Raw genomic sequence first — 26,872 nt, 5'->3', positions numbered from 1 at the left:
AAACAACAAAGCGGTCGACAATTCAATTTACCGAAATAACGCGCGACGCTTGGCACCCCGTGGCAGGGAAGCTGGCTAGAAAAACAGGTAACGAGACGGCGAACGGGCGGCACCGTTCGCGATCATTGAATCAATCGCTTGTCCGGCAGCGTCGATGCGTCACTCGAACGAGCCGGGCGAATCCGACACGGGGCGGCCATGGCGATACTCAAGAAAGACGCGTCCGGAGAAGCATGCCTGCTCCGCGCGTATCACGTGTTCGGTCGCGACGACGCACGCTGCGACACGGTCATCCGGGACGGCTCGGTGTCCCGCGTCCATGCCCATATCCGCTGGATCGGCGGGTGCTGGGAGCTCCACGATCACAGCAGCAACGGCACATCGGTATCAGGCGTATCGCTGCGCGACGGCGAGCATGCGGTGCTGCAGCGGGGCGACGTGATCCGCTTCGGCAGGGCCGGTGTCGCGCCGTGGCGCGTCGAGTCGCTCGACGATCCGGCCGATACACTGTGGCCGATACGCGGCGCCGCCGCGCCGATCGTGCTCGCGCCGCGCCAGATCCTGCCGCCCCCCGCCGCGCAGCCGGTCACGATCGTCCGTTCGCCGGCCGGCGAATGGCTATGCGACGACACATTGCCGCCGCGCGCGCTCCATGACGGTGACGAAGTGTCGACCGGCGACTTCGCATGGCGCCTCGCCCTCGCGCGCCACGGCTCGACGGTGATGCTCGCCGCCCGCGCCGATCCGGCCGTGCCGGCGCAATTGCTCGAATTCTTCGTCAGCCGGAACGAGGAGCACGTGCGCATGCTGCTGCATGTCCGCGGCGGCGTGGTCGACCTCGGCGAGCGCGCCCATCACTATGGTCTCGTCACGCTTGCCCGCGCCCGCTCGGCCGACATGCAGGCCGGGTACGACGCCGCCACGCAGGGATGGATCGAACTCGACCGGCTCGCGCGCATGCTCGGCATCGACGCGTCCCATGTCAACGTGCAGATTCATCGCGCCCGAAGCCAGTTCGCGGCGCTGCCCGGGCTGGGCGCGAGCCAGCTCGTCGAGCGTCGGCGCGGCAGCGTCCGCTTCGGCGATGTTCCGTTCCGGATCATGCGCGGCGAGCATCTCGAATGCGAGTCGGTGCCGGCCGTCGGGCCGCGTATCGGCCTGCCGCGCGCGGTGCCGGCCCCGGTCGTCCAGTGCTCGTGAACGCGGGAGAACCGGCCGTGCTGACGAGCGCACCCCGCGCCGCCGCGGGACCACTCGCGCGTGAACCGCAGCGGCACGCGGTGCCTTTCGCGACGCTTGCCGGTAAATGGCATTACCGGCTCGGCGCGCTGCTCGGCGAAGGCGGCAACGGTGTGGTGTTTCGCGCGACCTGCGACGAGACGGGGCAAGCCGTCGCGATCAAGCTGATGCGCGACGACGCCGCGCTGATCGCGCCGGAGCGCATGCGCCGGCGCGCGCGCTTCCGGCGCGAGACGAGCCTGTGCGAGGCGCTGCGGCATCCGAACATCGTGGCGCTGCTGGACCAGGGGGAAGCGCCGGACGGGCGGCTGTTCGCCGTATTCGAACTGGTCGAAGGCCGGACGGTGCGCGACCGGCTCGCGGTGGACGGGCCGCTGTCGGCCGTCGATACCGGGCGGCTGATGACGGAGGTGCTCGACGCGCTCGCGGCCGCCCATCGGCGCGGCATCGTGCATCGCGATCTGAAGCCGCAGAACATCGTGATCGCGATGGCCGACGACGGGCCGCACGCGAAGCTGCTCGATTTCGGCATCGGTGCATTGCTGCCCGGTGCCGAAGACATCGCGCGCGAGACGGCGACGCTCGCGACCGAGGTGCTCGGCTCGCCACCTTACTGCGCGCCGGAGCAATTGCGCAACGAGCCGCCGACGCCCGCCAGCGATCTGTATGCGTGGGGCCTGATCGTGATCGAATGCCTGACGGGCGAGGTGGTCATGCAGGGCGCCAGTGTGGCCGAGATCGTCTATCGACAACTGAGCCCGGTGGATGTCGCGCTTCCGCCGTCGATCGCGTCGCTTCCGCTCGGCGCGGTATTGCGGGATGCGCTGAACAAGAATCCGCGCCAGCGCGCCGCGTCGGCCGAGGCGCTCGCGGCGCGGTTTCGTGCGCTCAACTTCGCCGCGCTCGTCGGCCAGTTCGACACCGCTCGCGCCGGCCGGCAGACGCGCTCGCGCCCGCTCGCGCCGCGCGGCGAAACGATCGTCGAGGCGGGCGAGTATCGGCAGATCACCACGCTGTGCTGCTGCGTGACGATTGCCGGAGAGGGCCGCGAACGCCATGCCGGAACCGAGCACGGCATCGCGCTCGACGGCTACGAGGAGCAGTGGCTGACGAAGTGCGCCGATATCGCGGTCGGGTATGGCGCGCATGCGGGCGGACAGCTCGGCGACACGCTGCTGTTTCATTTCGGTCTGCAGGGCGACATTGACCGGCCCGCCCGCCGTGCGGCGCGGGCGGCGCTCGACATGGTGCGCGTGGCCGAGCGCGCGCGGTTGCCGGCGCTGACGGCTGCCGGCGGGCATGCGGCCGGCGCGGCAGAAGGTTGGCGGGTCGAAGTGGCGGCCGCGATCCATGTCGGGCGGGTGCTCGCGCATGCGTCGCACATGTCGGGCGTATCGACGGCCGCCGCGGCGTCGCGGCTGCTCCGGCTGGCAGGCCCCGGACAGATCCTGATCAGCGACGATGCGCGGCTCGTGCTCGAACGGCATGCCGATGCCCGGCCGACCGCGTTGCGGCTGGCGCGGGCGGGCCTCGTGTCGCAGCCGGTTCATGAATTGCTCGGCGAGCGGCATGCCGATACGCCGTTCGATTCGCTCGATGCCGACAAGCGGACGCCCATGGTCGGCCGCGCACGCGAGCTCGACGCACTGCTGCGCGCGTGGCAGGACACGCATGGGCGGCATCGCCGCGCGGCGCGTGGCGAGCCGGTACCGCTCGGTGTGCCGAGGCTCGTCGTCGGCGACGCGGGCTTCGGCAAGTCGCGGCTCGTGCACGAGCTGTGCGAGGCCGTGCGGACACGCGGCCACGCGTTCGCGCAGTGCGGGTGCCTGCCCGAACGCGAGAATCATGCGTTGTTCCCGATCCTGCGGTTCATTGCCGCGCACTGGCATGTCGATGCCGAGCGCGCGCCCGGCATGGCGCTCGCGGCGATCGACGCGATGATCGCGCCGCTCGATTGCGATCATGCGGCGGCGCGTGTCGCGCTCGCGACCTGGCTCGGGCTGCCCTGCGATGCGAATGGGCTGCTGTGGTCGAGCGCGCGCGAGCAGCACGCACTGTTCGACGTCCTCGAACAACTGATCGTGTCGCTCGGCAACGGCGCGCCGGTGCTGCTCGTGATCGAGGACGTTCAGTGGCTCGATCGCTCGACCGAGGATTTTCTCGCGTATCTGCACCGCTCGCCGCGCGCAGCGGCACTGTGCATCGTGCTCACGTCGCGCCCCGACAAGCTCGCGCGCTGGCGCGGCGCGACCGACCGCGTGGTGCTGCGCCGCCTGCCGCGCGACGACGCGCAGCGCCTGATGTCGGCGCATCTGGGCCCGGGCGCGGCCGATCCGGCGTGGCTCGACCGGCTCGCCGATCGCACGGCGGGCATCCCGCTGTTCATCGAGGCCGTCGCGCGCGAACTGGCGGTGAGCGGCGCGGATGGTCTGCTCATCGAGCCATCGGCAACGGACCCGTATCCGTTGCCGCTCAGTCTCGGCGGCATGCTCGGTCTGGCGTTCGACCGGCTCGACGATGCGCGCGGTACCGCGCAGCTCGCCGCGACCATCGGGCTCGAAGTGGATGCGCAACTGCTCGCCGATGCGTCGCCGCACGACCGGGCCACACTCGACGCCCATCTGCGGCTCCTGCTCGAAGAACGGATCGTGTATGCGCAACATCGGCGCGATCGCGTGTTCTATGCGTTTCGCCATGCGCTGATTCGCGACGCCGCATACGAATCGATGCCGCCTGCCGTGCGGCGCGGCAACCATGCGCGTGTCGGCCGCGCGCTGCTCGCGCACGCCGATCGCGGCGCCGGTGCGCATGCGTTCGGCATCGCCGGGCACTTCGCGCGGGCAGGCGCATGCGCGGACGCGATCGCGCACGGCATCGACGCGGCGCGTCGCGCGCTCGAACGGTCGCGATACGACGACGCGATCCGCTACGGGCAGGCCGTGTTCGACTGGCTCGCCACCGCCGACCACGCGCAGCGCGAGCACGACAGCGCGCGCATCCGCGCCACGTTGACGCACGCGACGATGGCGCGATTCGGCTGGGCCGATCCGCAGGTACGCGAGCATGCGGAGCAGTTGCTGCGGCAGACGCAGACGCTCGACGATCCCGAACTCGAGATCAGCGCGTTGTGGACGCTGTCGACGTGCTACCACGTCGCCGGTGACCGCCCGACCGTGCGCCGGATCGGCAAGCGGCTCGACACGCTCGCGACCGAGCGCGGCGATGCGGGCGTGCAGGTGGCGGCGGACGCGATGCGCGGCATGAGCCTCTGGGTCGATGGCGACTATGCGCGCGCCCGTGTCGCGTTCGACGCGGTGCTGGCCGGCTACGACGTGCGACGCGACGCGGGGCACCGGCGCATCCTCGGGCTCGATACGCGCGCGTGGACGATGGCGTCGCTCGCCAGCGTGCGCTGGTGCATGGACGACGATCCCCAGCCGTCGCTCGCGATGGCGCGCGAAGCCGTGTATTGCGCGACCTGCCTCGATCATCTGCCGACGCTGGGCGTCACGATGATGTACCTCGCACGCACGCATCAGCTCGCGGGCGACCGCGATGCGGCGCGATCCGTGTCGGAAGCGATTCTCCGGCTGGCGGACGCGCACCGGCTGCGCGCGGTCGGGCACTACGCCGCGATCATTCACGCGTGGACGCAACGCGATCGCGCGGGCGTCGTCGCGCATCTCGACGCGCAGCGGCAGTCGGGCGGCCTGCTCGGGCTGACCTACTACGCGTCGCTGCTTGCAGAGCTGGATGCCGAACGCGGCGACTACGACGCGGCGCTCGCGCAGATCGGGACGTGTCTCGCCTGGTGCGATTCGAGCGGGGAACGGTATTACGAAGCCCAGCTGTGGCTGAAGCGGAGCGAGTACTTGCGCCGTGCCGATCCGCGTTGCGGCGGGGTGGCCGCGCTGGACGCGTGCCGGCGCGCAGTCGAAATTGCAAGGACGGCGGGCATGGGCCGGATCGCCAGGCTCGCCGAAGCGATGTTGCAGTCGTTGCCGTAAGCAGTTCAAACCGTCATTCAGGAGAACAGACCGATGAGCAAGGATCTTCGATTGCCGACGTACGAACAGTTTCTCGAATACCGCGCGACCGTCATTCGGGCGATCGCCCTCGCCTGGCATTCACCGGCGTTTCTCGACAAGCTCGAGGCCGATCCGGTCCATGCGTTGCGCGAGCAGTTCGACTATCACTTTCCGTTCAAGCTCGACCTGAAGGTGCAGGTCAAATCGTCGGAATGGACGCCAACCGTCAACGGCGACTGGACGGCCGGCCAGAAAAACACGCTCACGCTGTATCTGCCGCCCGCGCCGGCGGACGACGCGCAGTTCGCGCAGGCGCTGGCCGCGTACAACGCGGACCACATCACCATCATGGAATGACTCCGGAGAAACCGACATGGCAAAGGACAACGCCAATCCGACGCTCGAATCGATGCTGGAGTTTCAGAAGATCTATCTGCGTGCGATCGCGCTTTCATGGCGAGATCCGGCGTTCAAGGCCGAATTGCTCGACCGGCCGCTGGATACGCTCGCGAAATACTTCGGCTATCAGTGTCCGTGGATCATCGACATCGACATCGAGAAGACGGGCGCCGATCATGGCTGGACGAGCGACGGGAAAGGCGGCGGGAGCTGGAACCTGCCACGCAACGTGATGACCGTCGGCATACCGGCGCAGCCGGCACGCCTGGACGAGGAGGCGGTGGCGCTCGCGGCCTACTGCGACGCGGGGCCGTGCTACCTGTTCACCTGCTGCTGACCGGGCGCGGCCGACCCGCGCACCGTCGCGCGGCCCGAGGGCGGTTGCCCAGGCCGCGCGACGTTTGTCCGACCCGTCGCACGGAACCCGACGATGCTCGATGATCTCTCGCGCGTATTGCGCTTCAAGCCGCATTTGCTCGTGCTCGATGCCGGGCCCGAGACCCTGTTCGTCGTCGACGAATTCAAGCGCGCGATGCTGTCCGGCGCAATCTTCGTGCGGATCGCCGCGTGCCTGCGGGCGCGCATGACGACTGCCGAGATCGTGACGTCGCTTGCCCGCACGTTCGGCGAATGGGAGGTGCTTGCGCGGCTCGACCATCTGGTGCGGCGCGGCTACGTGCGCGCCGATCCGCCGCACGGCGACGACGCGGCGCGCGGTTTCTTCGAGCGCGCCGGGCTCGACGGCGACGCCGCGTGCGCGCGCGTGGCGCAACTGCGTGTCGCGGTGGAGACGTTCGGCGCGGACGGCGCGGCGCTCCGGCGCGCACTCGACACGGCCGGCATCGGCGTCGTGAAGGATGCCGAACTGACCGTCGCGATCGTCGATACGCACGACCGTGACGATCTCGCCGCGTGCGCCGCCCGCGTGGCGGCGCGCGGCGGTGCGCTGCTCGTCGTGGCGACCGGCGGCGTGCAGACGCTGATCGGGCCGTTGCTGGCCGGCAGCGGTAACGGCAGTGGCGTCGGCGCGCTCGCCGATGCGCCGTGCATCGAATGCGTGCGCTACTGGATTCGCATCAACAGGCCGGTCGAGGCGCTGCTGGCGCGCCATCATGGCAGCGACGCGACGCATGTGCCGCCGGCCACCTCGCGTGCGGGGGCCGCGGCGGCCGCGGCGCTCCTGGCCGCGACGGTCGAGCAGATCGCCGTCAATCGCGCGATCGCGGAACGTGCGCAAACGCACATCGTCGCGCATCGCCTCGACACGCTGGCCGTCGAACCGCACCGCGTGATCCGGCGACCGCAATGCCCGTGCTGCGGGAATCCCGCGTGGATGCGCGAGCAGGCGGCGCGTGCGCCGCGGCTCGCCGGGTCGGTGCCGTTGGCGCGCGCCGACGGTGGCTACCGGGCCGCCGAGCCGCAGCAGGTGTTCGCGCGCCACGCGCATCTGATTTCGCCGGTCAGCGGCGCAATCGCGTATCTGCATCCGATGCCGAAGCGGCACGCGGGCCTGCGCAAGGTCTATGCATCGGGTTTTCTCGTGTGCCCGGCTGCCGTACCGGACGGCAACCGGTTCGACAGGCTCTGCTCCGGCAAGGGCCGCACCGACGAGCAGGCTCGCACGAGTGCGCTGTGCGAAGCGCTCGAACGGTTCAGCAGCGTGTACCAGGGCGACGAGGCGACGGTGACCGGCAGCATCGACAGTCTGCGTGCCGATCCGGCTTGCGACGCCGAGCCGATCCATGTGAACGATCTTCAGCAATTCAGCGAACGGCAATTCGACACGCGCGACGCGATCAACGCATTGACACGCGATGTCCGCAAGCAGGTGCCGCCGCGCTTCACGTCGTGCGACGCGATCGACTGGACGCCTGCGTGGTCGCTCGTGACCGGCCGGCGCCGTCTCGTGCCGCTGAGCTACTGCTATGCGGAAACGCCCGACAGTGCGCAGGCCGCGGCTGTGTGCGTGCACAACCCGAACGGCTGCGCGGCGGGCTCGAGCGTCGACGAGGCGATCCTGCAGGGCATGCTCGAATTGATCGAGCGCGATGCAGTCGCGATTTGGTGGTACAACCGGATCGAACGCCCCGGCATCGATCTCGCGAGTTTCGACGATCCGTATTTCGACGCGCTCGTGCACGAATACGCGACGTTCGGATGGCGGGTGTGGGCGCTCGACATCACCACCGATCTCGCGGTGCCGACCGTGGTCGCGCTCGCGGAAAATCTGCAGGACGGGCGTTTCTCGATTGGCTTCGGTTGCCATCCGGACGGCCGGATCGCGGTGCAGCGGGCGCTGACCGAGGTCAACCAGTTGCTCGATATCGCGGCGGATGCGCCCGATCCATGGGATCGCGACAAGCTTTCGTCGACCGGATTTCTGTATCCGGCGGCAGGCACGCCCGCCACGACGCATTCGACGTGGCAACTGGCCGATGCCGCGTCGTTGGCGGCGGCGATCGCGCATTGTGTCGGACGCATCGCGGCGGCCGGGATGGACGTGCTCGTCGTCGACAAGACGCGGCCCGACATCGGCTTGTCCGTGGTGCAGGTAATCGCGCCGGGGCTGTGCCATTTCTGGCCGCGTTTCGGCGCGCGACGGCTGTATTCGGTTCCGGTGGAGCGGGGTTGGCGCACGCAGCCGTGCGACGAAACGGCGCTGAATCCGGCGCTGCTGTTTCTGTGACCTGAGCGCGGAATCGTATTGTCGGCGAACAGCGCGGGCTGCCCAACGCCGACAACCCGCGCCGCATCAGAACCGCGTACTGAAGCCGATGCGCGCGATCGACTGCAACGCGCCGCTCGACGCGCCGTTCGCATCCATCACGCCGTTGATCTGCGCGTTGCTGCCGTGGCTCGCGCGTTGATGCACACCGGCCACATACACCATCGTGCGCTTCGACAGCCAGTACTGGACGGCGGCGAGCACCTGGTGCGCATGCGCGTTGTCGAGCGTGTCGTTGCCCTTCATGTACGTGTAGCTCGCACCGATCACCCATGCCGGCGACGGCCGCCACGCGGCACCGGCTTCCGCCGACCACGCGAGCGCGCCATTCCGCGCGTTGTGCACGGTCGTGAAGAGCGCCTTCCCGGTGACCGTGCTGACCGTGTAGTGCACGCCCGCGCCCCAGTTGCGCACGCTGGTGGGCGGCAGCCCGTCGGCCGCGCCGTATTTCTGGTTCGTATAGGCGGCGCCCGCGCCGAACGGGCCGTGGTCGTAGCTTGCGCCGACGCTGACCGTGTTGTTCGCGCCGATCGACCCCGCGACGTTGCCGAAGCCGTACAGCGCGCCGAAGCTCAGGCCCGACAGCGACGGGCTCGTGTACTTGATCGAATTCGCGACGCGATTGCTGCCCGCGACGCGGTCCCAGTCGAATGCGCCGGTCGGGTTGTTCGGCAGCGCGAGCCGGTCGAACGGCCCGTTGCGAAAACCGTACAGGCCGACGAGATCCTGCGCGATCTCGTTGCCGCTGGCAGCCAGCGAATCGACCATGAACTCGTACTGGTTGCCGAGCGTCAGCGTGCCGTACCGGTCGTTCTGCAACCCGACATAGGCCGTGCGCGCGAACAGCCCGCCGCCGATGATCGCGCCGTTGCCGAGCGAATACTGGTTGACGAGCCGAAAGATCGCCCGCGTGCCCGCGCCGAGATCCTCCTTGCCCTCGAAGCCGAGCAGGTTCGGAAAGAAGATGTTGTCGTCGAATTTCGCGGCGCCGTGGCCGCCTTGGTTGCTGACGTAGCTGATGCCGGTATCCATCAGCCCGAACATCGTCACGCTGCTCTGGGCGAACGCCGCCGCCGGAAGTGCGCAGGCCGCGACCGCCAGAAAGGTCTTTTTCGTCATCTCCAAAGTGCTCCTCACATGATCCGATCGAGCCGGAATATTTTTAGTCGGACTACTGATTGATATGAAGAAACATGAACCGGGCGAACCCGGTTCAGCGACAGTCAAAGCAAGCCGTGGCGCGCAACGGGCATCAGCAGGCCTCGTCGATCCTCCGATGCGCCGCGCGCCATGCGCTAGACCGTCGAATACCCGCCGTCCACCGGCACGACCGCGCCGGTGACGAACGACGCGCCGGACGAGCACAGGAACAGGATCACTTCCGCGACTTCGTCGGCCGTGCCCCAGCGCCCGAGCGGCGTGCGCTCGAGGATGCGACGCGACGCCAGCGTGTCGGCCATCAGCCCGCTGCTGAGCGGCGTGTCGATCCAGCCCGGTGCGACCGCGTTCACGCGGATCGCGTGATCGGCCCACGCCTGCGCGAGCGAACGCGTGAGCTGCGCGATGCCGCCCTTGCTCGCGCTGTACGCGGGCCGGTCCTTGCTGCCGAAGTACGTGTACATCGACGCGATATTGACGATGCTGCCGCCGTGCGCCGCCAGCGCGGGCCGCGCGGCGTCGGATGCCCCCATCACCGACGTCAGGTTCACGTTCAGCACGTGCTCGAACTGATCCATCCGGTATTCGTCCGCGTGGCGGCTGATGCCGACGCCGTTGACGAGCACGTCGAGCCGCGGCAGCGCGGCGATCGTGCGCGTCAGTGCATCGCCGTCGGCCACGTCGAGTTCCACGCAACGGATGCCGGCATGCACGGGCGCATGCGGGCCGGTTGCGTCGAGCCCGAATGCGACGACCGATGCGCCGGCCTGCGCGAACCGCAGCGCGGTGCGCGCGCCGATGCCCGACGTGCCGCCCGTCACGACGACGGACTGCCCTTCAAACGTCCACAGACGACTCATGCTCGACACTCCCGATGGTGGTGGCGCGGCGGGCCGGCCGCTGCGCGGGTGAAACGAGGATCTTGATCTGCGTGCGGTCGGCGAGCAGCGCGTCGAAGCCGTCGGCGACGGCATCTTCGAGCGCGACGGTGCGCGTGACGATCGACGTGAGATCGAGCGCGCCCGACGCGACGATGCGCAGCAGGTCTTCGTACGCATGCCGGTAGCCGACGCTCGCGGTGAAGGTCAGCTCGTCGTTGACCGCGCGGAACGCGTCGAAACCGGCGTGCGGCATCAGGCCGACCATCACGACGCGACCGCCCTTGCGCAATGCGCGCATCGCCGATTCGAACGTGGCCTGCAAGCCGGCCGCTTCGAAGCTCGTATCGACGCCGAGGCCGCCCGTGGCCGCGCGAATCGCGTCCTGCAACGCAGACGCTTCGAGCTCGCGCGCGTCGAACGCATGGGTCGCGCCGAAGCGCGTGGCGGCCGCGAGCCGTTCGGGCGACACGTCGACGGCGACGATCGTCGTCGCGCCCTGCAGCTTCGCGAGCATGATCAGCAGCAGGCCGATCGGCCCGAGCCCGAACACCGCGCAGGTGTCGCCGAGCCGCAGTTCGCCGCGCCGCAGCGCGTGCAGCGCCACGGCGGCCGGCTCCATCACCGCGGCCTGTTCGAGGCTCACGCCGTCCGGCAGGCGATGCAGCATGTAGGCCGGCACGACCGCGAAGTCGGCCATCCCGCCGTCGCCCATCAGCCCGGCGAAGCCCATCGACACGCACAGGTTGTACGACCCGGAGCGGCAGTACGCGCACTGGCTGCAGCGATACTCGGGCTCGACCGCGACGGGGTCGCCCGCGCGCAGCGTCGTCACGCGTTCGCCGACTTCGACGACGGTTCCACAGAACTCGTGGCCGAGCGTCAGCGGCGCGGTGCGGCGCGACAGCGGATGCGGCGCATCGACCGGAATCGCGTGCGGGCCGTCCGCGTATTCGTGCAGGTCGCTGCCGCAGATGCCGCAATACGCGACCGCGATGCGCACGTCGCCGGGGCCGACGCGCGGCGTGTCGATTTCCACGAGACGGACGTCGTGCGGGCCATGCCATTGAAGTGCGCGCATGTCAGCGTCCTCCGAGGTTCTGCGTGTCGAGACGGCCTGCGGCAGCGCCTGCGAGCGCGCGCTTGCGCAGCACGGCCGGTGCGGTTTCGACGAGGCCGAACGACAGCACGCACGCGAGGATCGCGCCGGCAGCCGACGTCCACATCGCGAACTGCAGGCCGTATCGGTCCGCCGCGAAGCCGGCGACGGTCGGCGCGACGAAGCCGCCGATCAGCTCGCCGGCGCCCATGATCAGCCCGAGCGCGCTCGCGATCGCGCGCGGCGGCACCGTTTCGGCCGGAATCGTCGCCATGAACAGCGTGAAGCAGCCGAGCCCCGTGTACGTGGCGAACACGAGTGCGCCGAGCGCCCACACCGAGCCGACGTGGATCAGCACGACCGGGCACGCGGCCGCGACCAGCGCGAACACGATCATCGTCGGCTTGCGGCCGATCCGGTCGGAGATCGCCGGCACCGCGAAGCCCCAGAACACCCACGCGGCGCCGAGGCAGGTCATCACGGCGCCCATGGCGGACGGCGACAGGTGGCGGCTTTCGACGAGGAACACCGGCGCGAACGAGATGATCACGACGAACCACGTGAGGAAGAAGCAGCTGATCAGCACGCACAGCAGGATGTTGCGCTCTTTCAGCAGCGCCCAGCGGCTGACCGCCGCGCCGCTTGCGGCCGGTATTGCAGTGGTATCCGCCTGCGTGTGGCGCACGCCGCCGGGCGGTACTTCGCGCACCCAGCGCCAGATGCAGAACGCGATCAGGAAGCCCGGGATGCATGACACGTAGAACGCCTCGCGCCAGCCGTACGCGGTGGCGATGCCGATCACGACCGGCGGGCCGATCATCGCGCCGAGCAGGCCGGCGGCCGAGCCTTGCAGCAGGCCCATGTTCAGCCCGCGGCGGCTCGGCGTCGAACTCTCGACCATCAGCGATTGCGACAGCGGCAGCACGGGGCCTTCGGCGATGCCCATCAGCGCGCGAAATGCGATCAGGCTCGCGAAGCCGCCGACGAGGCCCGACAGCGCCGAGCACACGGAAAAGCCGAGCACGGCCGCGACCAGCAGCGGCTTGCGGGTGCCGCGCGCGTCGGACCACGCGCCGGTGGCGGCGCCCGACAGCGCCCACGTGAGCGCGAGCGCGGACGACACCATGCCGAGCTGCGTGTTCGTCAGGTGCAACTCGGCCGACATGAACGGGAACAAAAACGACAGCGCGAGGCGGTCGAAGAACACGAAGCCGAACGTCATGAACAGGATCAGCAGCAGCCGGTTCTCGTACGTCCAGGCGGGTCTGCAAAAGGAAGGGGACGTCATCGTGAGCCTCGCCGCGCGTCAGCGGAACAGCTTCTCGATCGCTTGCGCGCCGAGGCCGACCTTCTCGTAATGCGCCTTGCACATCGCGATGTACGAATGCACGTCGAAGTAGCCGTCGGGATTGCCTTCGTCGTCGAGCCAGATCAGCGGGCCCGTGACGATGAAGAACGCGCGCATCGGCTCGGGGTGATCGAACGCGACGAGCGTGTGGCCTTCGCCCGGCGTCTCGTACACGAAATCGCCGCGCGTCGCGGTCCATTCGTGCTCCAGGTAGCCCCATTTCCCCGACAGCGTGTACGCGAACACCTCGTGCGGGTGATAGTGCCGGTTCACGAGCCCCGCTTCCTTTGCCATCAGGATGTCGCACCATTTGTTCTGCGACGGCGAGATCCACAGCGGCCGCGACGAAACCGTTTCGGTGAACGGAACGTAATAGCGCTCGTCGTCGGTGGCCGCGTTCGGGATGTAGGCCTCGGGCAGCGCATCGGGCTTGAACGGATTGGCAATCGCCGGGATGTTTTGCCAGAATTCGGATACGGCTTTGTCGACCACGGTTGTCTCCTTGTATGGGTTGTCGTGGGCTCGACTTTAGCCAGCCGGTGTGCGCCGCTCTTGACTGGGCTGGACGAATTGCTTGACCGCGCCGGACATTGCAGCGCACCAAAAATCCAGACGAACCATCCCCCAATCCGTGCCGCTCCGCACGACAGGCGCCCGCAGGAGGCGATGTGACGAATTCGACCGTTCTTTCATGCACGCGAGGCTCGACGGCCGACGTGCCGGCGCGCGACAGGATGGCGTACTGGGATGCATTCAACGCGGCGACGCTGGTCGGCCTGCGCTGCTCGTCGCTGTCGCCGGCCGGGCTCGAAGCCGAGAAGACCGACATCGCGCTGCCGGGCCTCGGCATCGCCGACATCAGCGGGCAGGACCACGTGATCGAACGCAGCCCCGCGCTGGTGCGCCAGTTGCCGAAGGAGTCGCTGTTCGCGTGCCAGATCGTGAGCGGGCGCGCCTATTTCATCCAGCACGACCGGTGTCTGCTCGCGGAAGCCGGCGATGTGGTCGTCTACGACACGCGCGTGCCCTATCTGTTCGGATTCCTGACGCCGATGCGGCAGCTGCTGATCGATATCCCGATCACCACGTTCGACGATCGCCTCGATGCGGCGCTGGCCGCGCTGCCGCTGCGGATCGCGCCGAAGCCGGGCGCGGGCGCGATGCTCGGCGCGACGTTGCGCGCGAGCGTCGAGCGGTTCATGAAGGCGCCGGTCGAGCGCGACGCCGCGCGGTTCGCCGAGCACACGCGCACGCTGATCGCGGAACTCGTCGACACGGAAGTGAACGGCGCGGGCACATCGCGCGCGTCGCTGTCGTACCTGCTGACCGCGAAGCAGTACATCGCGACGCATCTCGGCGAGCCGGAGCTCGCGCCGCAAGCCGTCGCCGATGCGGTCGGGCTGTCGCTGCGGCATCTGGGCCGCCTGTTCGCGGCGGAAGGCGAATCGATCACGCAGCACATCTGGTCGGAACGGCTGTCGCACGCGCACCGCGAGCTGACCGACGCACGGCTGCGCAAGACGAGCATCGGCGAGATCGCGTTTCGCTGGGGATTTTCGAGCCAGGCACACTTCAGCCGCGCGATCCGCGAGCGCTATGGCGCGTCGCCGATGACGCTGCGCGATGCGGCGCGTGAGGCCGGCAGTTGACGCCGGTTTTCCGGTGGGTTCGGCGGCAGCGGCGCGCGCATGACGCGCCGCTTTCGTTTTCGGGGCGATGTAGCGCGCATCGCGTCACTCCGCCAGCATGAACGCCGCACAGCGCTCCGCGATCATGATCGTCGGCGCGTTCGTGTTGCCGGACACGATGCGCGGCATCACCGACGCATCGCAGATCCGCAATCCGTCGACGCCCTGCACCGCGAGACGCGGCGTGACGACCGCGTGCGCGTCGCTGCCCATGCGGCACGTGCCGGCCGGGTGATAGACGGTTTTCGCGCGACGCCGCACGTAGTCGGCGAGCGTGGCATCGGTCAGCGGCTCGGCTTCGCGGACGATGCGCGCGAGCGACGGTGCGCGCAGGATCCGCCGCGCGAGCGCGACGCCGCGCACGAGGCCGTCGACGTCGGCCGGATCGGACAGCGCGCCGCTGTCGAACCGGATCGGCGCGGCCGGATCGTTGCCGCGCAGTTGCACGCGGCCGCGCGAACGCGGCCGGAGCAGGCACGGATTGATCGACAGGCCGTGGCCGGGCAGCGGTTCGCGATCGACGTCGCCGACCAGCGTCGGCAGCACGTGGAACTGGATGTCCGGGCGGCCGCTGCCCGTCGTGTCGACGAATGCGCCCGATTCGACGACGTTCGACGTCAGCAGGCCCGAGCGGCACAGCATCCATTGCAGCCCGTGCCGCAGGGCCTTCCACCCGCGATCCTCGCCCAGCAGGCTGACGGGCGCATCGCTGCGGCCGTAGATCGACACTTCAAGATGGTCCTGGTAGTTCGCGCCGACTTCCGGGCTGTCGTGCAGCACGTCGATGCCATGTGCGTGCAGATGCGCGCCGGGCCCGATGCCCGACAGCATCAGCAGCTTCGGCGTGCTCAGTGCGCCGGCCGCGAACACGACGTCGGCGCGCGCGGCGGCCGACCCCGTCGCGCCGCTCGCGGTGCGCCATTCGACGCCGGTCGCGCGGCGGCCGTCGAACCGGATGCGCGTCACGCGGCAGCCGGTCAGCACGCGCAGGTTCGGATCGGCGATCACGTCGGCCAGATAGGTGGCCGCGGTGCTGCCGCGCTGCCCGTCGAAGATCGTCGTGTGATAGAAGCCGACGCCATGCTGCGCGGCGCCGTTGAAATCGTCGTTGTACGCGATGCCGGCTTCCTGCGCGGCCTTCACGAACGCGCGGCTCAGCGGATGCCGGAAGCGCGTGTCGCCGACCTTCAACGGCCCGTCGGTGCCGTGGTACGGCTCCGAGAGCCGCAGATGCGATTCGGCGCGCTTGAACACGGGCAGCACGTCGTCCCAACCCCAGCCGGTGCAGCCAAGCGCGGCCCAGTCGTCGTAGTCGTCGCGCGTGCCGCGCACGTACAGCATCGCGTTGACCGAGCTGCCGCCGCCGAGCGTGCGGCCTTGCGGCACGTAGGTCTTGCGTCCCGCCGCGCCCGGCTGCGGCTCGCTCTCGAACGTGACCGTGCGCTGCGTGCCGAGCACGCGGATGAACGTCGCCGGAATCCGGATGAACAGGCTGTCGTCCTTCGGGCCGTCCTCGAGCAGCAGCACGCGCCGGCCGGCCTTCACCAGCCGGTGCGCAACCGCGCAGCCGGCCGACCCGCCGCCGACGACGATGTGGTCGTACGTCTCCATCCCGCTTCTTCTCCTGGCTGTCGGGCGGCGGAACGGATGCCGCCGCGCACGAAGCCAGCTTAGCGAGCAGGTTGGGGCCCTATTTGACCGAGGCGGACGCCGTGCTTGCCTCGGCGGGACATCGCGGGGAGGGGCCGCGGCGTGCAGTCTAGCGCGCGTCGGCCGGCGCGCGCGTGTCGCTCGGCGTCTCGCCGAACCGCGCGCGATAGCTGCGGCTGAAGTGCGCGCTGTTGTTGAAGCCCCAGCGGAACGCGATCTCGCTGACCGTCAGGTGCTTCAGCGATCGGTCGCGCAGGTCGGCGCGGCAGCGTTCGAGCCGCCGCGCGAGAATGTAGCGCGTGAGCGGCATCCCCTCGATCTCGAAGATGCGCGCGAGCTGGCGCGGCGACAGGTTGATCGCACGGCTGACCAATCGGCTGTCGAGGTCGTCGTCGGCGAGATGGCTGTCGATGAAGGCCTTCGCGCGCGACAGCGTGTGGACCGTCGACTTCGTCGGTGACGTGTCACCGTCGTGCAGCCGCAGCATCGATTGCACGAGGTCGAGGATCGCGGCGGCGCGCCGTTCGCGCGCGTCGGGCGTCGGCTCGGGCGGCGCGGCGAGCAGCGCAACCACCTGCCGCACGGCCCACGACGCGACGCCGTCGCCGCGGTCGATCTTGACGAGGCTGCGGTAGCGCCACGGGCCGACGCGCGCCTCGAATACGTCGCGCGGCACGTCGAGCACGGTCATCGCCATGTCGGCGGGAAAGCCGTGACCGTACGGCATCGACGTGTCGTACAGCACGAGGTCGCCGGGCCCGTGCTGCATGCAGTCGACGTCCTGGAACGTATAGCCGTGCCCCTCGTGCATCACGCAGATGAACACGGCGTCGCGCTGGTCCGCGTGGATGTTGTGCGGCGTGCGCACGACCGCGTGCCGGTTCGCGACGATGTCGCACGCTCGGAACAACCCGAGATCGCGTTTGCGCAGCGACGCATCGATCCCTTCGGACGACCTTCCGCTGCATTCGATCCGCACGAGCGTGCGCGCGACATGGTCGACCCAGAAGTCGACGCGCTCGGCGCCGCGTACGGCGCGCGTCGAGATCGTGGCGATCTCCGTGCTGGTGTCCGGCATGACGTTCTCCCGATGACGGCCCGAGCGGGGCAGTCTCGGGCACGCCGAACGCCGCGGTCAATCCGTGAAAGACCCGGGGCACGCGCGTGACGCGCTTGCAGCGGGGCGCGGCGGGCGATTGCGCGGTCGATGTCCGTCCGGGTCAACGAAAGCGGCTGGGCGAGTCAAGACACGTATGCGGCTTTGGGGTAAGCGTGACCGGCCTACTTCGACTTCGATGAAGACGACGGCAGCCCGAGCGACACGTTCTGCTGGTAGCCCATCTTGCCGCCGCGGAACTCGACGCTCACGTGGCCGGCCGGCTGCGTGTCGGCGACATTCGCGTAGATCGACGTCATCACCATGCCCGCGTCGCAGTCGAGCGCGATCGTGCGATCGACGCGGCCCGTCGCAATGTTCACGGCCCGCAGCGACTGCATCGCGATGCCGCACTTGTCGGACAGCGCGTAGACGCCGACCAGCATGTGCGTCTTCGTGCGATACCACATCGGGATATCGACGCTGCCGTCGAGTTGCAGGTGCTGCGTATCGGTGTCGTTCAGCCGGCCGACTTCGTTCAGCGTGATCGGCAGCGTCTTGCGGCCGTCGTCCCACGTGCCGGTTGCCGTTTTCCCGACGACGACGAGCGCGATCGGGCAGGGCTTCGGCCGTGACGGCGCCGCGGCCGGCACGACCGGCGAGTCGGCATTCGATGCGGGCGATGACGCTTCGCACAGCGTCAGGCGGCCGTCGGGCTCGCGGTGGCCGCGCAACGGGATCGGTTTGCGATGCGCGTCGTAGTAGTAGCTGCCGTCGACGCGCCAGCGGCCCGCGTCGTTGTGGTTGATCGCGTCGTAGGTCTGCACGGACACGTGCACCGGCGCGTTGCCGATCGTGCCGATGTAGTTCGCGACTTCGTACCAGCCCGCGAAGGATACGGCCGGTGCGCAGGCGAGCAGCGCGGCGATCGTTGCGACGAGCGGACGGCCATGACGGACGTAACGGGAACGGCGGGCAAGGTGGTTCATCGGCGGTTTTTATGTGTGGTTTTGATTCGGCGCGAAGAAGCCCGGTCGAGCCCCGCGGCCATCGGATGCTCGCCATTGTATCCATCCGCCCTGCATGACTCGCAGGCAAGCCGCGGAACCGCCTGCCCGTGCGATTCCGTCGGCCTGCCGCCGGCGGCTTCAAGGCGCGCTGGCTTCGTCGATCCGGCGGATGTCGTCCCGATCGAGCGTGACGCGGATCGCTTCGCCGAGCAGCGCGAGCTGCTCGAGCGACGTCGCGCTCGCGATCGGCGCGGTGATCGTCGGCCGCGCGATCTGCCATGCGAGCGCGATCGCGGCCGGCTGCGTGCCGTGCTTCGCCGATACGGCGTCGAGCGCGGCGAGGATGCGCAGGCCGCGTTCGTTCAGATAGCCGGCGACGCGATCGCCGCGCACGCTCTTCTTCAGGTCGGCCTCGCTGCGGTACTTGCCCGACAGGAACCCGCTCGCGAGCGCGTAGTAGTTGACGACGCCGAGCTTCAGGTCGCGCACGACCGGCTCGAGATCGCGTTCGTAGTCGGCGCGGTTGAGCAGGTTGTATTCGGGCTGGATGACCTGGTACGCGGGCAATCCGTCGCGCGCGCTGATGGCGGCGGCTTCGCGCAGGCGCGCGCCGCTGTAGTTCGACGCGCCGATGATGCGCACCTTGCCCGCGTCGATCAGCGTTTGATACGCGCCGAGCGTTTCTTCGAGCGGGGCCGTGTCGGCCAGATCGCGGTGCGAGAAATACAGGTCGATGTAGTCGGTCTGCAGGCGGCGCAGCGAATCGTCGGCGGCCTTCAGGATGTTGTCTTTCGACAGCCCCGCGCGCGTGCCGAGCATGCCGACCTTGGTCGCGATCACGACCTGCTCGCGCTTGCCGGAGCGCTTCAGCCACTTGCCGATGATCGTTTCCGATTCGCCGCCTTGGTTGCCGGGCGCCCAGGCCGAATAGACGTCGGCCGTGTCGATGAAGTTGATGCCGGTGTCGGCGAGTGCGTCGAGCAATGCGAACGATGCGTTCTCGTCGACGGTCCAGCCGAAGACGTTGCCGCCGAACGCGAGCGGCGAAACCTGGATGCTGGATGTACCGAGGGTGCGATGTGCCATGTTCCTCTCCGATAACGGCAGGTAACGGGATTGAACTGCGGGATGGGTCGAGACGATCCCGGCGGGACGGCAGGATGCGCGGTGCGGTTCCGCCGTGGTCGCGGGACACCGGACATTCTCGCCGATCGTTTCGATTCGTGCAGGCGCAGTAACGCCGCGATGGTGGACGGCTTGCGGCAGATGGCGGAGACCGCGTCCGCTGCATGCGTATTCCGTGCGGTTGCGTTGGATCGGGAGCGAATTTTGCGGCGACGTGCGCGACGGGAATCACGCAGCTTGCGCTGGTGTGGTGCCCACGCGGAGGGAAAGCCGGGCGGCAGGCCGCCGCCCGTTTGCAGAAGGTTCGGTCAGCGCAACTGCACCGCCGCGAGAAACAGCACCATGCTGCCGATCGCGCCATCCAGCACGCGCCACGCGACCGCCTTGCGGAACCACGGCGCCAGCAATCGCGCGCCATAGCCGAGCCCGAGGAACCACACGACGCTGACCGTCATCGCGCCGATCGCGAACGCGAGCCGCGCGCCTTCCGGCTCGCGCGCGCCGGCCGTGCCGATCAGCAGGAACGTGTCGAGATACACATGCGGGTTGAGCCACGTGAACGCGAGCGTCATCAGCACGATCGCGAGCGCGCCCTGCGGCGGCGGCGCGACCGCGTCGCCGCGCACGTCGAGCGTGTCGTGGCCCGGCTTGAACGCACGGCGCAGCGCGTTGATGCCGAACCACGCGAGATACGCGAGGCCGACGTACAGCACCGCATGGACGAAGGTCGGATAGCGCTCGACGAGCGCCGAAGCGCCGCCGACGCCCGCGCCGATCAGGATCATGTCGGACACCGCGCACAGCAGCACGATCTTGCCGACGTGCGAGCGCATGATGCCCTGGCGCAGCACGAATGCGTTCTGCGCGCCGATGGTGACGATGAGCGACGCGCATAGTGCGACGCCGTGGGAAAAAGCGAGCCAGTTCATGAGGGGACAGCCGTGGAAGCAGTAGACGAATCAATCGGGTAGCGCTAGTCTGCGATCGGCACGAAAATAAGAGAAGCTAAATCACCTAATGTGGATTAAGGAAATCTAATGCTCGACTATGCGTTGCTCGATGCCCTCGCGGCCGTGATCCGGCACGGTTCGTTCGAGCGGGCGGCCAAGGAGCTGAACGTCACGCCGTCGGCCGTGTCGCAGCGCGTGAAGCTGCTGGAGGAGCGGGTCGGCAGCGTGCTCGTCAAGCGCGGGCAGCCGTGTGTCGCGACCACGTCGGGCGCGCTGCTGTGCCGGCATACTGAACGCGTGCAACTGCTGGAAGCCGAACTGGGCGGCCGGATGCCCGCATTGCCGGGCCAGATCGCGAGCGCGTGGCCGACGTTGCGCGTGGCCGTCAACGACGACAGCGTCGCGACGTGGTTCATCGACGCGGTCGGCCCGTTCTGCACCGAGCGCGAGACGCTGCTCGATCTCGTGATCGACGATCAGGATTACACGGCGTCGCGCATCCGCGACGGCAGCGTGCAGGGCGCGGTGACCGCGCAGGCCGAGCCGATCCAGGGGTGCCGGTCGGAGCGGCTCGGGCGGATCCGTTATCGTGCGGTGTGCTCGCCGGCGTTTTACGCGCGCTATTTCGACGCGGGGATCACGCGCGATGCGCTGCGCCGCGCGCCGTGCGTGATGTTCAATCCGAAGGACGGGTTGCAGGCGCGTTTCATCCGGCGCGTGACGCGGGCGGATCTCGATCCGCCGCAGCACTGGATACCGCACGTCGCGGGCTATCTGCGCGCATGCGAAACGGGATTGGGATGGGGGATGTGCCCGGACCGGATGGTCGACCGCCAGCTGGCGGCGGGTGAATTGATCGACATGTCGCGGGGGCGCACCATCGACATCGATCTGTACTGGCAGAGCTGGCGTCTGTCGATCGGCTGGCTCGACGATTTCAGCGCGGCGCTGAAGGCGCGCGCCGCGCTGTTTCTCGATTGACCCGCGACATGATGCAGGCGGCGCGCGCGAGATGCGCGCCGTGCGGCGTCAGACGTGTTGCAGGCCGTCGAAGTCGACGATCTGCACGTGGCGGCCCTGCATTTCGATCAGGCCGCGCTTCTGGAATTTCGACAGCGTGCGGCTGACCGTTTCGAGCGTCATGCCGAGATAGCTGCCGATGTCCTCGCGCGTCATCCGCAGGTTGAATTCCGACGGCGAGTAGCCGCGCTTCAGGTAGCGCGACGACACGTCGAGCAGGAAAGCGGCGACGCGCTCTTCGGCATTCAGCGAACCGAGCAGCATCGTTTGCGACGTTTCGCGCACGATCTGTTCGCTCATCAGCTTGTGCATGCGCAATTGCATCGAGCCGGCTTCCGAGCACAGCGCCTTGAGCGCGCTGTACGGGATCACGCAGACCGAGCTGTCTTCCAGCGCGACCGCGGTGCGCGGGTGCGTATCGTCGCAGATGCCGTCGAGGCCGAGCGCTTCGCCGGCGAGATGCAGGCCCGTGACCTGTTCGCGGCCGTCATGGCGTGTCGCGACGGTTTTCAGCGAACCCGAGCGCACCGCGTACAGGTTGTCGAATGCGTCGCCTTCGCGGAACAGCGCTTCGCCGCGCTTGACCGGGCGCGCCGCGCAGATGACCGACTCGAGGCGGCTGAGCGCTTCGGGCGCCAGGCCCTGCGGCATGCACAGGTGCCGCATCGCGCACGACGAGCAGTGTGCGGCCTGGCGGGGAGCCCAGCTACCGGTATGGGGCGCGGCGGCGGGGCGGGTGGCGACGGGCGTCAGCATGATCGTTTACTCCGGCATTGGATCGACGAAATCATTGTCCCACCGCAAGTTGCCGCTGTCGGGTGACAAAACGTCGCGACCGGCCGCGCGTGCCGAACGCCGCTCAGGCAGCCGGCTCGTCCGCGCTGGCGGCCGTCGGGATCAGCAGCACCGGCAGCGTCGCGTGGCGCACGCATTGTTCGGCGATGCTGCCGAGCACGAGGCGGCGGAAGCCGCGGCGGCCGTGCGTGCCGAGCACGAGCAGATCGGCGCCGAACGCTTTCGCGCCGTCGAGGATCAGCGACGACACGTCGTTGAGCGACGTCGCTTCGTTCAGCCGCGTTTCGCCTTTCACGCCGGCGGCCTGCATCAGCTTCGCGAAATCCTGCGCGAGCGCGTTGCCCTGCGCGACGAGCTGATCGCGCAGCACGGACGGATCGTAGCCGGGCACGTTGTAGTAGATCGCGGCGTTCTCGACGACGTAGAACGGCTGCAGCTCCGCGCCGTGCGATTTCGCGAGCGCCAGCGCGGCATCGAACGCATGGCGGGACGTGTCGCTGCCGTCGACGGCAACCAGAATTCGCTTGTACATAGTGTCTCCGAGTGGCGGGTTGAAACGAAGTCGGCCGGATGGCCGATCGGGGTGGGCAATACGCAACGCTGCGAGGCAGGGTAAACCAACGGTCGCGATCGTGCAGCGAGGCGCCTGCCGGGCCGTGCGACCGCGCTGTCGCTGTCTGTGCCGGCCCTGCGTGGCCATGCGCGCAACGCGTGCTGCATCGCGCGATGGGTGTCGTATGGTTCGGCTGCGTCGTCGGCGAAAACGCATGCGCGCGCATCGACCCGGCCCGGCAACCACGCCGATGCGCCGTACGTCTCGCCATTGAATCGCAATCGCGCCGTGACGCGATGACTTCGGTCAACGCATGCGCGTCGACACGATGCACGGCATGCATGATTGCGAATCCCGATGCCAATACGCGGCATCGTTCACCGCGGCATCGTGCGAGCGAGTAGCGGCCCGCGCTCCGGTCGCGCGCGGATGCACCGCCATCGATCACCGTCATCGACCGATCGCGATTCCCAATCGAACGATCGATTCAAACGCCGCGCCGGCTATCCTGGCACAACGGTCAACTCGATCACGCGCGCCGGCCGGCGGCCGTGGCCGGGCCAATACGCGCTGCCGTACATCCGGTGAACGGGACCGAACGGCGTGTCGCCTGCAGACGGCGCGTCGAAGCCTTTCTCGATCACCCTGTAGCCGGCGCGTAGCGCGAACGCCGGATGGTTGCCGTCGGGGCGACTGTCGAATCCGGCCAAACCGTCGCCGGCTTCCGGCATCGCATTGACGAGCGATGCGTTGCTGCGCGTGATCTGGTCGGGCGAGATCGGCCCGACGCCGGCGAGGCGCGACGCTTCGCGGTGCTTGCCGTCGGTGTCGACCGTGCTGTCGTGCGTGTCGTCGTTGTCGAGTTCGATGCTGCGCGGATGCGCACCCCGTGTTTGAGCGGACGATTCCATCGCGGCTCTCCTGGCGGCGACACGCTCCGGATCGAAGCAAATCCCGTTCCGGGCACGACGGGAAAAGGCGCGCGGGCGATCGCCGCGGTCGCGCGACGCGCACTGATTTGTCATGATTTATTTCAGCTAGAAGACGCGTTTTCTACAGAGTATGATTCTTTTCCTGCGAAGCGGCGACAGGGGATGAAGTCTCGCCGCCTCTGCCCGCGCCGGGGCGCCGCAGCACCCTTAAAGACGGGTAGCGAACAACAAAGCAAGGGACTAGAGGTGGCGGACTCATGCAAGCGACTACTGCCTTCACGCATCGCGGTTATCTGTTGAATTGCGCGCCCGCACGCGCCAGTGACGGTTCGTTCAAGCCCTACGTCGTGATCTCCCGATCGAGCGACGGGGAACTCGTGGCGAACCGGTTTTTTCCGATCGAGCTCCAGTTCAACGACGAAGGCGACGCGATCGCGCACGCGCGCGACTGGGCCGTGCGCTGGATCGACGCGAGCAGCATCGCGATGTGACGCCGTCGCCCGCGAGCAGCGTCGGCCGTCCGGCCGATCCCCGGGGGCGCCGCTCCCGGACAAAAAACGCGGTAATCTTGCGGAACCCGTCACTTTATTAGCGGCCGCGCAACCGCGCTCGGCTGTCTGCATTGGCCTATGTCGACATCACCCGCCCGTCAGTGGGGCCTCGAAGAAATCGTCGCCGGCTTGCGCGAGTCGCGCGAGGAACTCCATCGCACGCGCCATCCGCGCGGCATCCGCGAGCTGCCGTCGCGCGATGCAATCTGCAAGATTGTGACCGGCCTGCGCGCGTCGATGTTTCCGACGCACTACGGTGCGCCCGACCTGACCGACGAAAGCGTCGACTACTACGTCGGCCACACGCTCGAAAGCACGCTGCGCGTGTTGTCCGAGCAGATTCGCCGCGCGCTGCCGTTCCTGCCCGAGCATGTCGACACGCCGTTCGCCGAGCTCGACGAACGCGCGTTCGAGATCGCGCGCGAGTTCGGCCGGCAGTTGCCGGCGATCCGCGCGCTGCTCGTCAGCGATATCCAGGCCGCGTACGCGGGCGATCCGGCCGCGCAGCACATCACCGAGATCCTGCTGTGCTACCCCGGCGTGTTCGCGATGATGCACCATCGGCTCGCGCACGCGCTGCACCAGCTTGGCGTGCCGTTGCTCGCGCGGTTCATCAATGAAATCGCGCACTCGGCCACCGGCATCGACATTCATCCGGGCGCGCAGATCGGCCCGAGCTTCTTCATCGACCACGGCACCGGTGTCGTGATCGGCGAAACCGCGATCATCGGCGAACGCGTGCGCGTGTACCAGGCCGTCACGCTCGGCGCGAAGAGTTTCCCGGCGGATGGCGAAGGCGCGCTGGTGAAGGGCAATGCGCGGCACCCGATCGTCGAGGATGACGTGGTGATCTACGCGGGCGCGACGATTCTCGGCCGCGTGACGATCGGGCGCGGCTCGGTGATCGGCGGCAACGTGTGGCTCACGCACAGCGTGCCGCCCGGCACGAGCGTCGCGCAGGGCAAGGTTCGCGAGGGCGGGAGCGCGGAGAAGCCGTAACGTGGCGGCGGGCGAATGCGCGGGGGTGGTTCTGCACAACGCGGCGCATGACGCGTAATGGATCGGCGGCCGGCCCGCCGTCGGGCGTTATCGGGCGTGAGCGGCGCGAAGCTTGTTCGACCCGTCGCACGAAGGCGGCGCGCAGCCGCCTTCGTTCATCGAAGCGTCAGTGCTTGCCGTCCGGCGAGCGGTGCTTGTACAGCACGTCCTGATCGACGCGGATCAGGTTCTGGCCCGCATCGACGACGAAATCCACGCCGTTGTATGCATTGCCCGTCAGCAGCAGGATCGCGCTCGCGACGTCGTCGGGGCCCGCGATGCGCGCGAGCGGCGTCGACGCGCGGCTCGCGTGTTCGAAGTCGGCCTGCGTCTGGTCGTCGCTCGGCAGCATCAGCCCCGGGAACACCGCATTCACGCGCAACACCGGCGCGGACGACAGCGCGAGCATCTGCGTGAGGTTGCCGAGCGCGGCCTTCGCGACCGTGTAGCTGAAATGGTCGCGGTGAAAGTTTTCCTTGATCTTCTGGTCGACCACGTTCACGACGACGCCCTGCGTGCCGGCCGCGCGGGCCCGCTCGTAGAACGCGCGCGTGAGCAGGATCGGCGCGCGGCAGTTGACGGCCCACGCGTGGTCGAACGCCGCGAGATCGAAGCTCGGGAAATGGTCCTGCCAGAACACCGACGCGTTGTTGACCAGCACGTCGAGGCGCCCGAAGCGCGCATACACCTGGTCGATCAGCGCGGTGATCTGCGCGGCATCGGACAGGTCGGCCTGCAGCGCGACCGAATCGTGCCCGCGTTCGGCGATCGTTCGAGCAGCGGCCTGCGCGGCATCGGCCGAACGGTCGTAGTGCACCGCGGTGCGATAGCCGTGCGCGGCGAAATACTCGGCGAACGCGCGCCCGGCCCGGCGCGCGGCGCCGGTCACGAGCACGACCGGCGCGTGCGCCGTTTGCTTCGTCTGCTCCATCAGGTATTCGTCAGGTTGACCGAGGAAGGATTCGCGACGATCGACAGGAATTCGCGACGCGTCGACGGATCGGTGCGGAACGTACCGAGCATGCGCGACGTGACCATCTCGACGCCCGGCTTGTGCACGCCGCGCGTCGAGATGCACTGGTGCGCGGCTTCGAGGATCACGCCGACGCCCTTCGGCTGCAGCACGTCGAACAGCGTGTCGGCGATCTGCACGGTCATCTTTTCCTGGATCTGCAGGCGCTTCGCGAATGCGTCGACGAGGCGCGCGAGCTTCGAAATGCCGACGACGCGATGGTTCGGCAGATACGCGACGTGCGCGCGGCCGATGATCGGCACCATGTGATGCTCGCAGTAGCTCTCGAAGCGGATGTCCTTCAGCACGATCATTTCGTCGTAGCCGTCGACCTCGCTGAACGTGCGCGCGAGGATGTCGCGCGGCTCCAGCGCATAGCCGGCGAAGAACTGCTCGTAGGCGCGCACGACGCGTGCGGGCGTGTCGAGCAAACCTTCGCGCGCGGGATCGTCGCCGGCCCAGCGCAACAGCACGCGGACGGCGTCTTCTGCTTCTTCACGGCTCGGCCGCGAGGCGACCGGCTCGGGCTGTGTGGTTTTCTTTCCCTTACCCATGTAGTGGCTCCATCGAAGGCCGCC

24 protein-coding genes are annotated in these 26,872 nt (G+C 68.5%); 9 read left to right on the top strand and 15 right to left on the bottom strand.

The genetic code is table 11. The features are described from left to right. The first annotated feature begins 198 nt into the window (after positions 1-198). The 5 genes from JYG37_RS24875 to JYG37_RS24855 all read left to right on the top strand — a co-directional run bounded on the left by JYG37_RS24875 (position 199) and on the right by JYG37_RS24855 (position 8,352). Positions 199-1,200 (top strand): FHA domain-containing protein, encoded by a 1,002-nt coding sequence (locus tag JYG37_RS24875; protein WP_050017208.1) that lies wholly within the window; start codon positions 199-201, stop codon positions 1,198-1,200. Further along, entirely contained in the window at positions 1,197-5,246 is a 4,050-nt protein-coding gene (locus tag JYG37_RS24870; RefSeq protein WP_213346133.1) for a TOMM system kinase/cyclase fusion protein, read from the top strand. Before JYG37_RS24875 ends, JYG37_RS24870 begins: the two co-directional genes overlap by 4 nt. Before the next feature lie 33 nt (positions 5,247-5,279). Then, positions 5,280-5,624 carry a BMA_0021/BMA_0022 family TOMM bacteriocin gene (locus tag JYG37_RS24865; protein ID WP_213346132.1) on the top strand — a complete coding sequence of 115 codons (345 nt, stop codon included), beginning with the start codon at positions 5,280-5,282 and terminating at the stop codon, positions 5,622-5,624. Positions 5,625-5,640: 16 nt separating this feature from the next. Further along, positions 5,641-6,003 carry a BMA_0021/BMA_0022 family TOMM bacteriocin gene (locus JYG37_RS24860; protein ID WP_050017206.1) on the top strand — a complete coding sequence of 121 codons (363 nt, stop codon included), beginning with the start codon at positions 5,641-5,643 and terminating at the stop codon, positions 6,001-6,003. A gap of 93 nt (positions 6,004-6,096) precedes the next feature. Then, positions 6,097-8,352 carry a TOMM precursor leader peptide-binding protein gene (locus JYG37_RS24855; RefSeq protein WP_213346131.1) on the top strand — a complete coding sequence of 752 codons (2,256 nt, stop codon included), beginning with the start codon at positions 6,097-6,099 and terminating at the stop codon, positions 8,350-8,352. 66 nt (positions 8,353-8,418) lie between these two features. Here the strand turns inward: JYG37_RS24855 and JYG37_RS24850 are convergent, their stop codons facing one another. From JYG37_RS24850 to JYG37_RS24830, 5 genes are all read right to left on the bottom strand, one after another. Continuing rightward, entirely contained in the window at positions 8,419-9,510 is a 1,092-nt protein-coding gene (locus tag JYG37_RS24850) for a porin (RefSeq protein ID WP_213346130.1), read from the bottom strand. 176 nt (positions 9,511-9,686) lie between these two features. Continuing rightward, positions 9,687-10,409, bottom strand: coding sequence for an SDR family NAD(P)-dependent oxidoreductase (locus JYG37_RS24845; RefSeq protein ID WP_213346129.1), 723 nt, complete (start codon positions 10,407-10,409; stop codon positions 9,687-9,689). Next, positions 10,387-11,508, bottom strand: coding sequence for a 2,3-butanediol dehydrogenase (locus JYG37_RS24840; RefSeq protein WP_213346128.1), 1,122 nt, complete (start codon positions 11,506-11,508; stop codon positions 10,387-10,389). The genes JYG37_RS24845 and JYG37_RS24840 overlap by 23 nt, the downstream gene beginning before the upstream one ends. A gap of 1 nt (position 11,509) precedes the next feature. Then, on the bottom strand, positions 11,510-12,814 hold the full coding sequence (locus JYG37_RS24835; protein ID WP_213346127.1) for an MFS transporter: 1,305 nt from the start codon (positions 12,812-12,814) through the stop codon (positions 11,510-11,512). An 18-nt stretch (positions 12,815-12,832) separates the two neighbouring features. Next, entirely contained in the window at positions 12,833-13,366 is a 534-nt protein-coding gene (locus tag JYG37_RS24830; protein WP_050017200.1) for a 2,4'-dihydroxyacetophenone dioxygenase family protein, read from the bottom strand. A gap of 176 nt (positions 13,367-13,542) precedes the next feature. Here JYG37_RS24830 and JYG37_RS24825 point away from each other — a divergent pair, with 176 nt between their 5' ends. Next, positions 13,543-14,523 (top strand): helix-turn-helix domain-containing protein, encoded by a 981-nt coding sequence (locus JYG37_RS24825; RefSeq protein ID WP_050017199.1) that lies wholly within the window; start codon positions 13,543-13,545, stop codon positions 14,521-14,523. An 84-nt stretch (positions 14,524-14,607) separates the two neighbouring features. On the opposite strand, the gene JYG37_RS24820 is transcribed toward JYG37_RS24825, so the two are convergent. The 5 genes from JYG37_RS24820 to JYG37_RS24800 form a co-directional block, all read right to left on the bottom strand. Further along, entirely contained in the window at positions 14,608-16,173 is a 1,566-nt protein-coding gene (locus JYG37_RS24820) for a GMC family oxidoreductase (protein WP_213346126.1), read from the bottom strand. Positions 16,174-16,321: 148 nt separating this feature from the next. Beyond that, the gene (locus JYG37_RS24815; RefSeq protein WP_124557173.1) at positions 16,322-17,290 is read right to left on the bottom strand and encodes a helix-turn-helix domain-containing protein; all 969 of its coding nucleotides are present in this window, start codon (positions 17,288-17,290) and stop codon (positions 16,322-16,324) included. A 203-nt stretch (positions 17,291-17,493) separates the two neighbouring features. Beyond that, positions 17,494-18,297, bottom strand: coding sequence for a hypothetical protein (locus tag JYG37_RS24810; RefSeq protein ID WP_050017196.1), 804 nt, complete (start codon positions 18,295-18,297; stop codon positions 17,494-17,496). A gap of 159 nt (positions 18,298-18,456) precedes the next feature. Continuing rightward, the gene (locus tag JYG37_RS24805; protein ID WP_124680670.1) at positions 18,457-19,404 is read right to left on the bottom strand and encodes an aldo/keto reductase; all 948 of its coding nucleotides are present in this window, start codon (positions 19,402-19,404) and stop codon (positions 18,457-18,459) included. Positions 19,405-19,751: 347 nt separating this feature from the next. Then, positions 19,752-20,372: a LysE/ArgO family amino acid transporter gene (locus tag JYG37_RS24800; protein WP_050017194.1), complete on the bottom strand. Its 621-nt coding sequence runs from the start codon at positions 20,370-20,372 to the stop codon at positions 19,752-19,754. Between the two features lie 108 nt (positions 20,373-20,480). On the opposite strand from JYG37_RS24800, the gene JYG37_RS24795 reads away from it, so the two are divergent. Further along, on the top strand, positions 20,481-21,374 hold the full coding sequence (locus JYG37_RS24795) for a LysR family transcriptional regulator ArgP (protein WP_006480142.1): 894 nt from the start codon (positions 20,481-20,483) through the stop codon (positions 21,372-21,374). A 48-nt stretch (positions 21,375-21,422) separates the two neighbouring features. Here JYG37_RS24795 and fnr read toward each other — a convergent pair whose 3' ends face one another. The 3 genes from fnr to JYG37_RS24780 all read right to left on the bottom strand — a co-directional run bounded on the left by fnr (position 21,423) and on the right by JYG37_RS24780 (position 23,672). Next, positions 21,423-22,169: a fumarate/nitrate reduction transcriptional regulator Fnr gene (gene fnr, locus JYG37_RS24790; RefSeq protein WP_050017192.1), complete on the bottom strand. Its 747-nt coding sequence runs from the start codon at positions 22,167-22,169 to the stop codon at positions 21,423-21,425. A gap of 103 nt (positions 22,170-22,272) precedes the next feature. After that, positions 22,273-22,740: a universal stress protein gene (locus tag JYG37_RS24785; protein ID WP_050017191.1), complete on the bottom strand. Its 468-nt coding sequence runs from the start codon at positions 22,738-22,740 to the stop codon at positions 22,273-22,275. A gap of 524 nt (positions 22,741-23,264) precedes the next feature. After that, entirely contained in the window at positions 23,265-23,672 is a 408-nt protein-coding gene (locus JYG37_RS24780) for a DUF3005 domain-containing protein (protein WP_050017189.1), read from the bottom strand. Between the two features lie 278 nt (positions 23,673-23,950). Between JYG37_RS24780 and JYG37_RS24775 the strand changes: the two genes are divergently transcribed. Both JYG37_RS24775 and epsC read left to right on the top strand, forming a co-directional pair. Then, on the top strand, positions 23,951-24,184 hold the full coding sequence (locus JYG37_RS24775) for a hypothetical protein (RefSeq protein WP_050017188.1): 234 nt from the start codon (positions 23,951-23,953) through the stop codon (positions 24,182-24,184). A gap of 138 nt (positions 24,185-24,322) precedes the next feature. Beyond that, positions 24,323-25,243: a serine O-acetyltransferase EpsC gene (epsC, locus tag JYG37_RS24770; protein WP_050017187.1), complete on the top strand. Its 921-nt coding sequence runs from the start codon at positions 24,323-24,325 to the stop codon at positions 25,241-25,243. Between the two features lie 166 nt (positions 25,244-25,409). On the opposite strand, the gene JYG37_RS24765 is transcribed toward epsC, so the two are convergent. Further along, positions 25,410-26,213 (bottom strand): SDR family oxidoreductase, encoded by an 804-nt coding sequence (locus JYG37_RS24765; protein WP_050017186.1) that lies wholly within the window; start codon positions 26,211-26,213, stop codon positions 25,410-25,412. After that, on the bottom strand, positions 26,213-26,848 hold the full coding sequence (folE, locus tag JYG37_RS24760; RefSeq protein WP_050017185.1) for a GTP cyclohydrolase I FolE: 636 nt from the start codon (positions 26,846-26,848) through the stop codon (positions 26,213-26,215). The genes JYG37_RS24765 and folE overlap by 1 nt, the downstream gene beginning before the upstream one ends. Between the last annotated feature and the right edge of the window lie 24 nt (positions 26,849-26,872).

The organism is Burkholderia sp. LAS2 (assembly GCF_018417615.1).
Taxonomy (GTDB): domain Bacteria; phylum Pseudomonadota; class Gammaproteobacteria; order Burkholderiales; family Burkholderiaceae; genus Burkholderia; species Burkholderia sola.
Note: the sequence above shows the minus strand (reverse complement) of the source record. Positions and strands in the feature narration are given on the sequence as shown.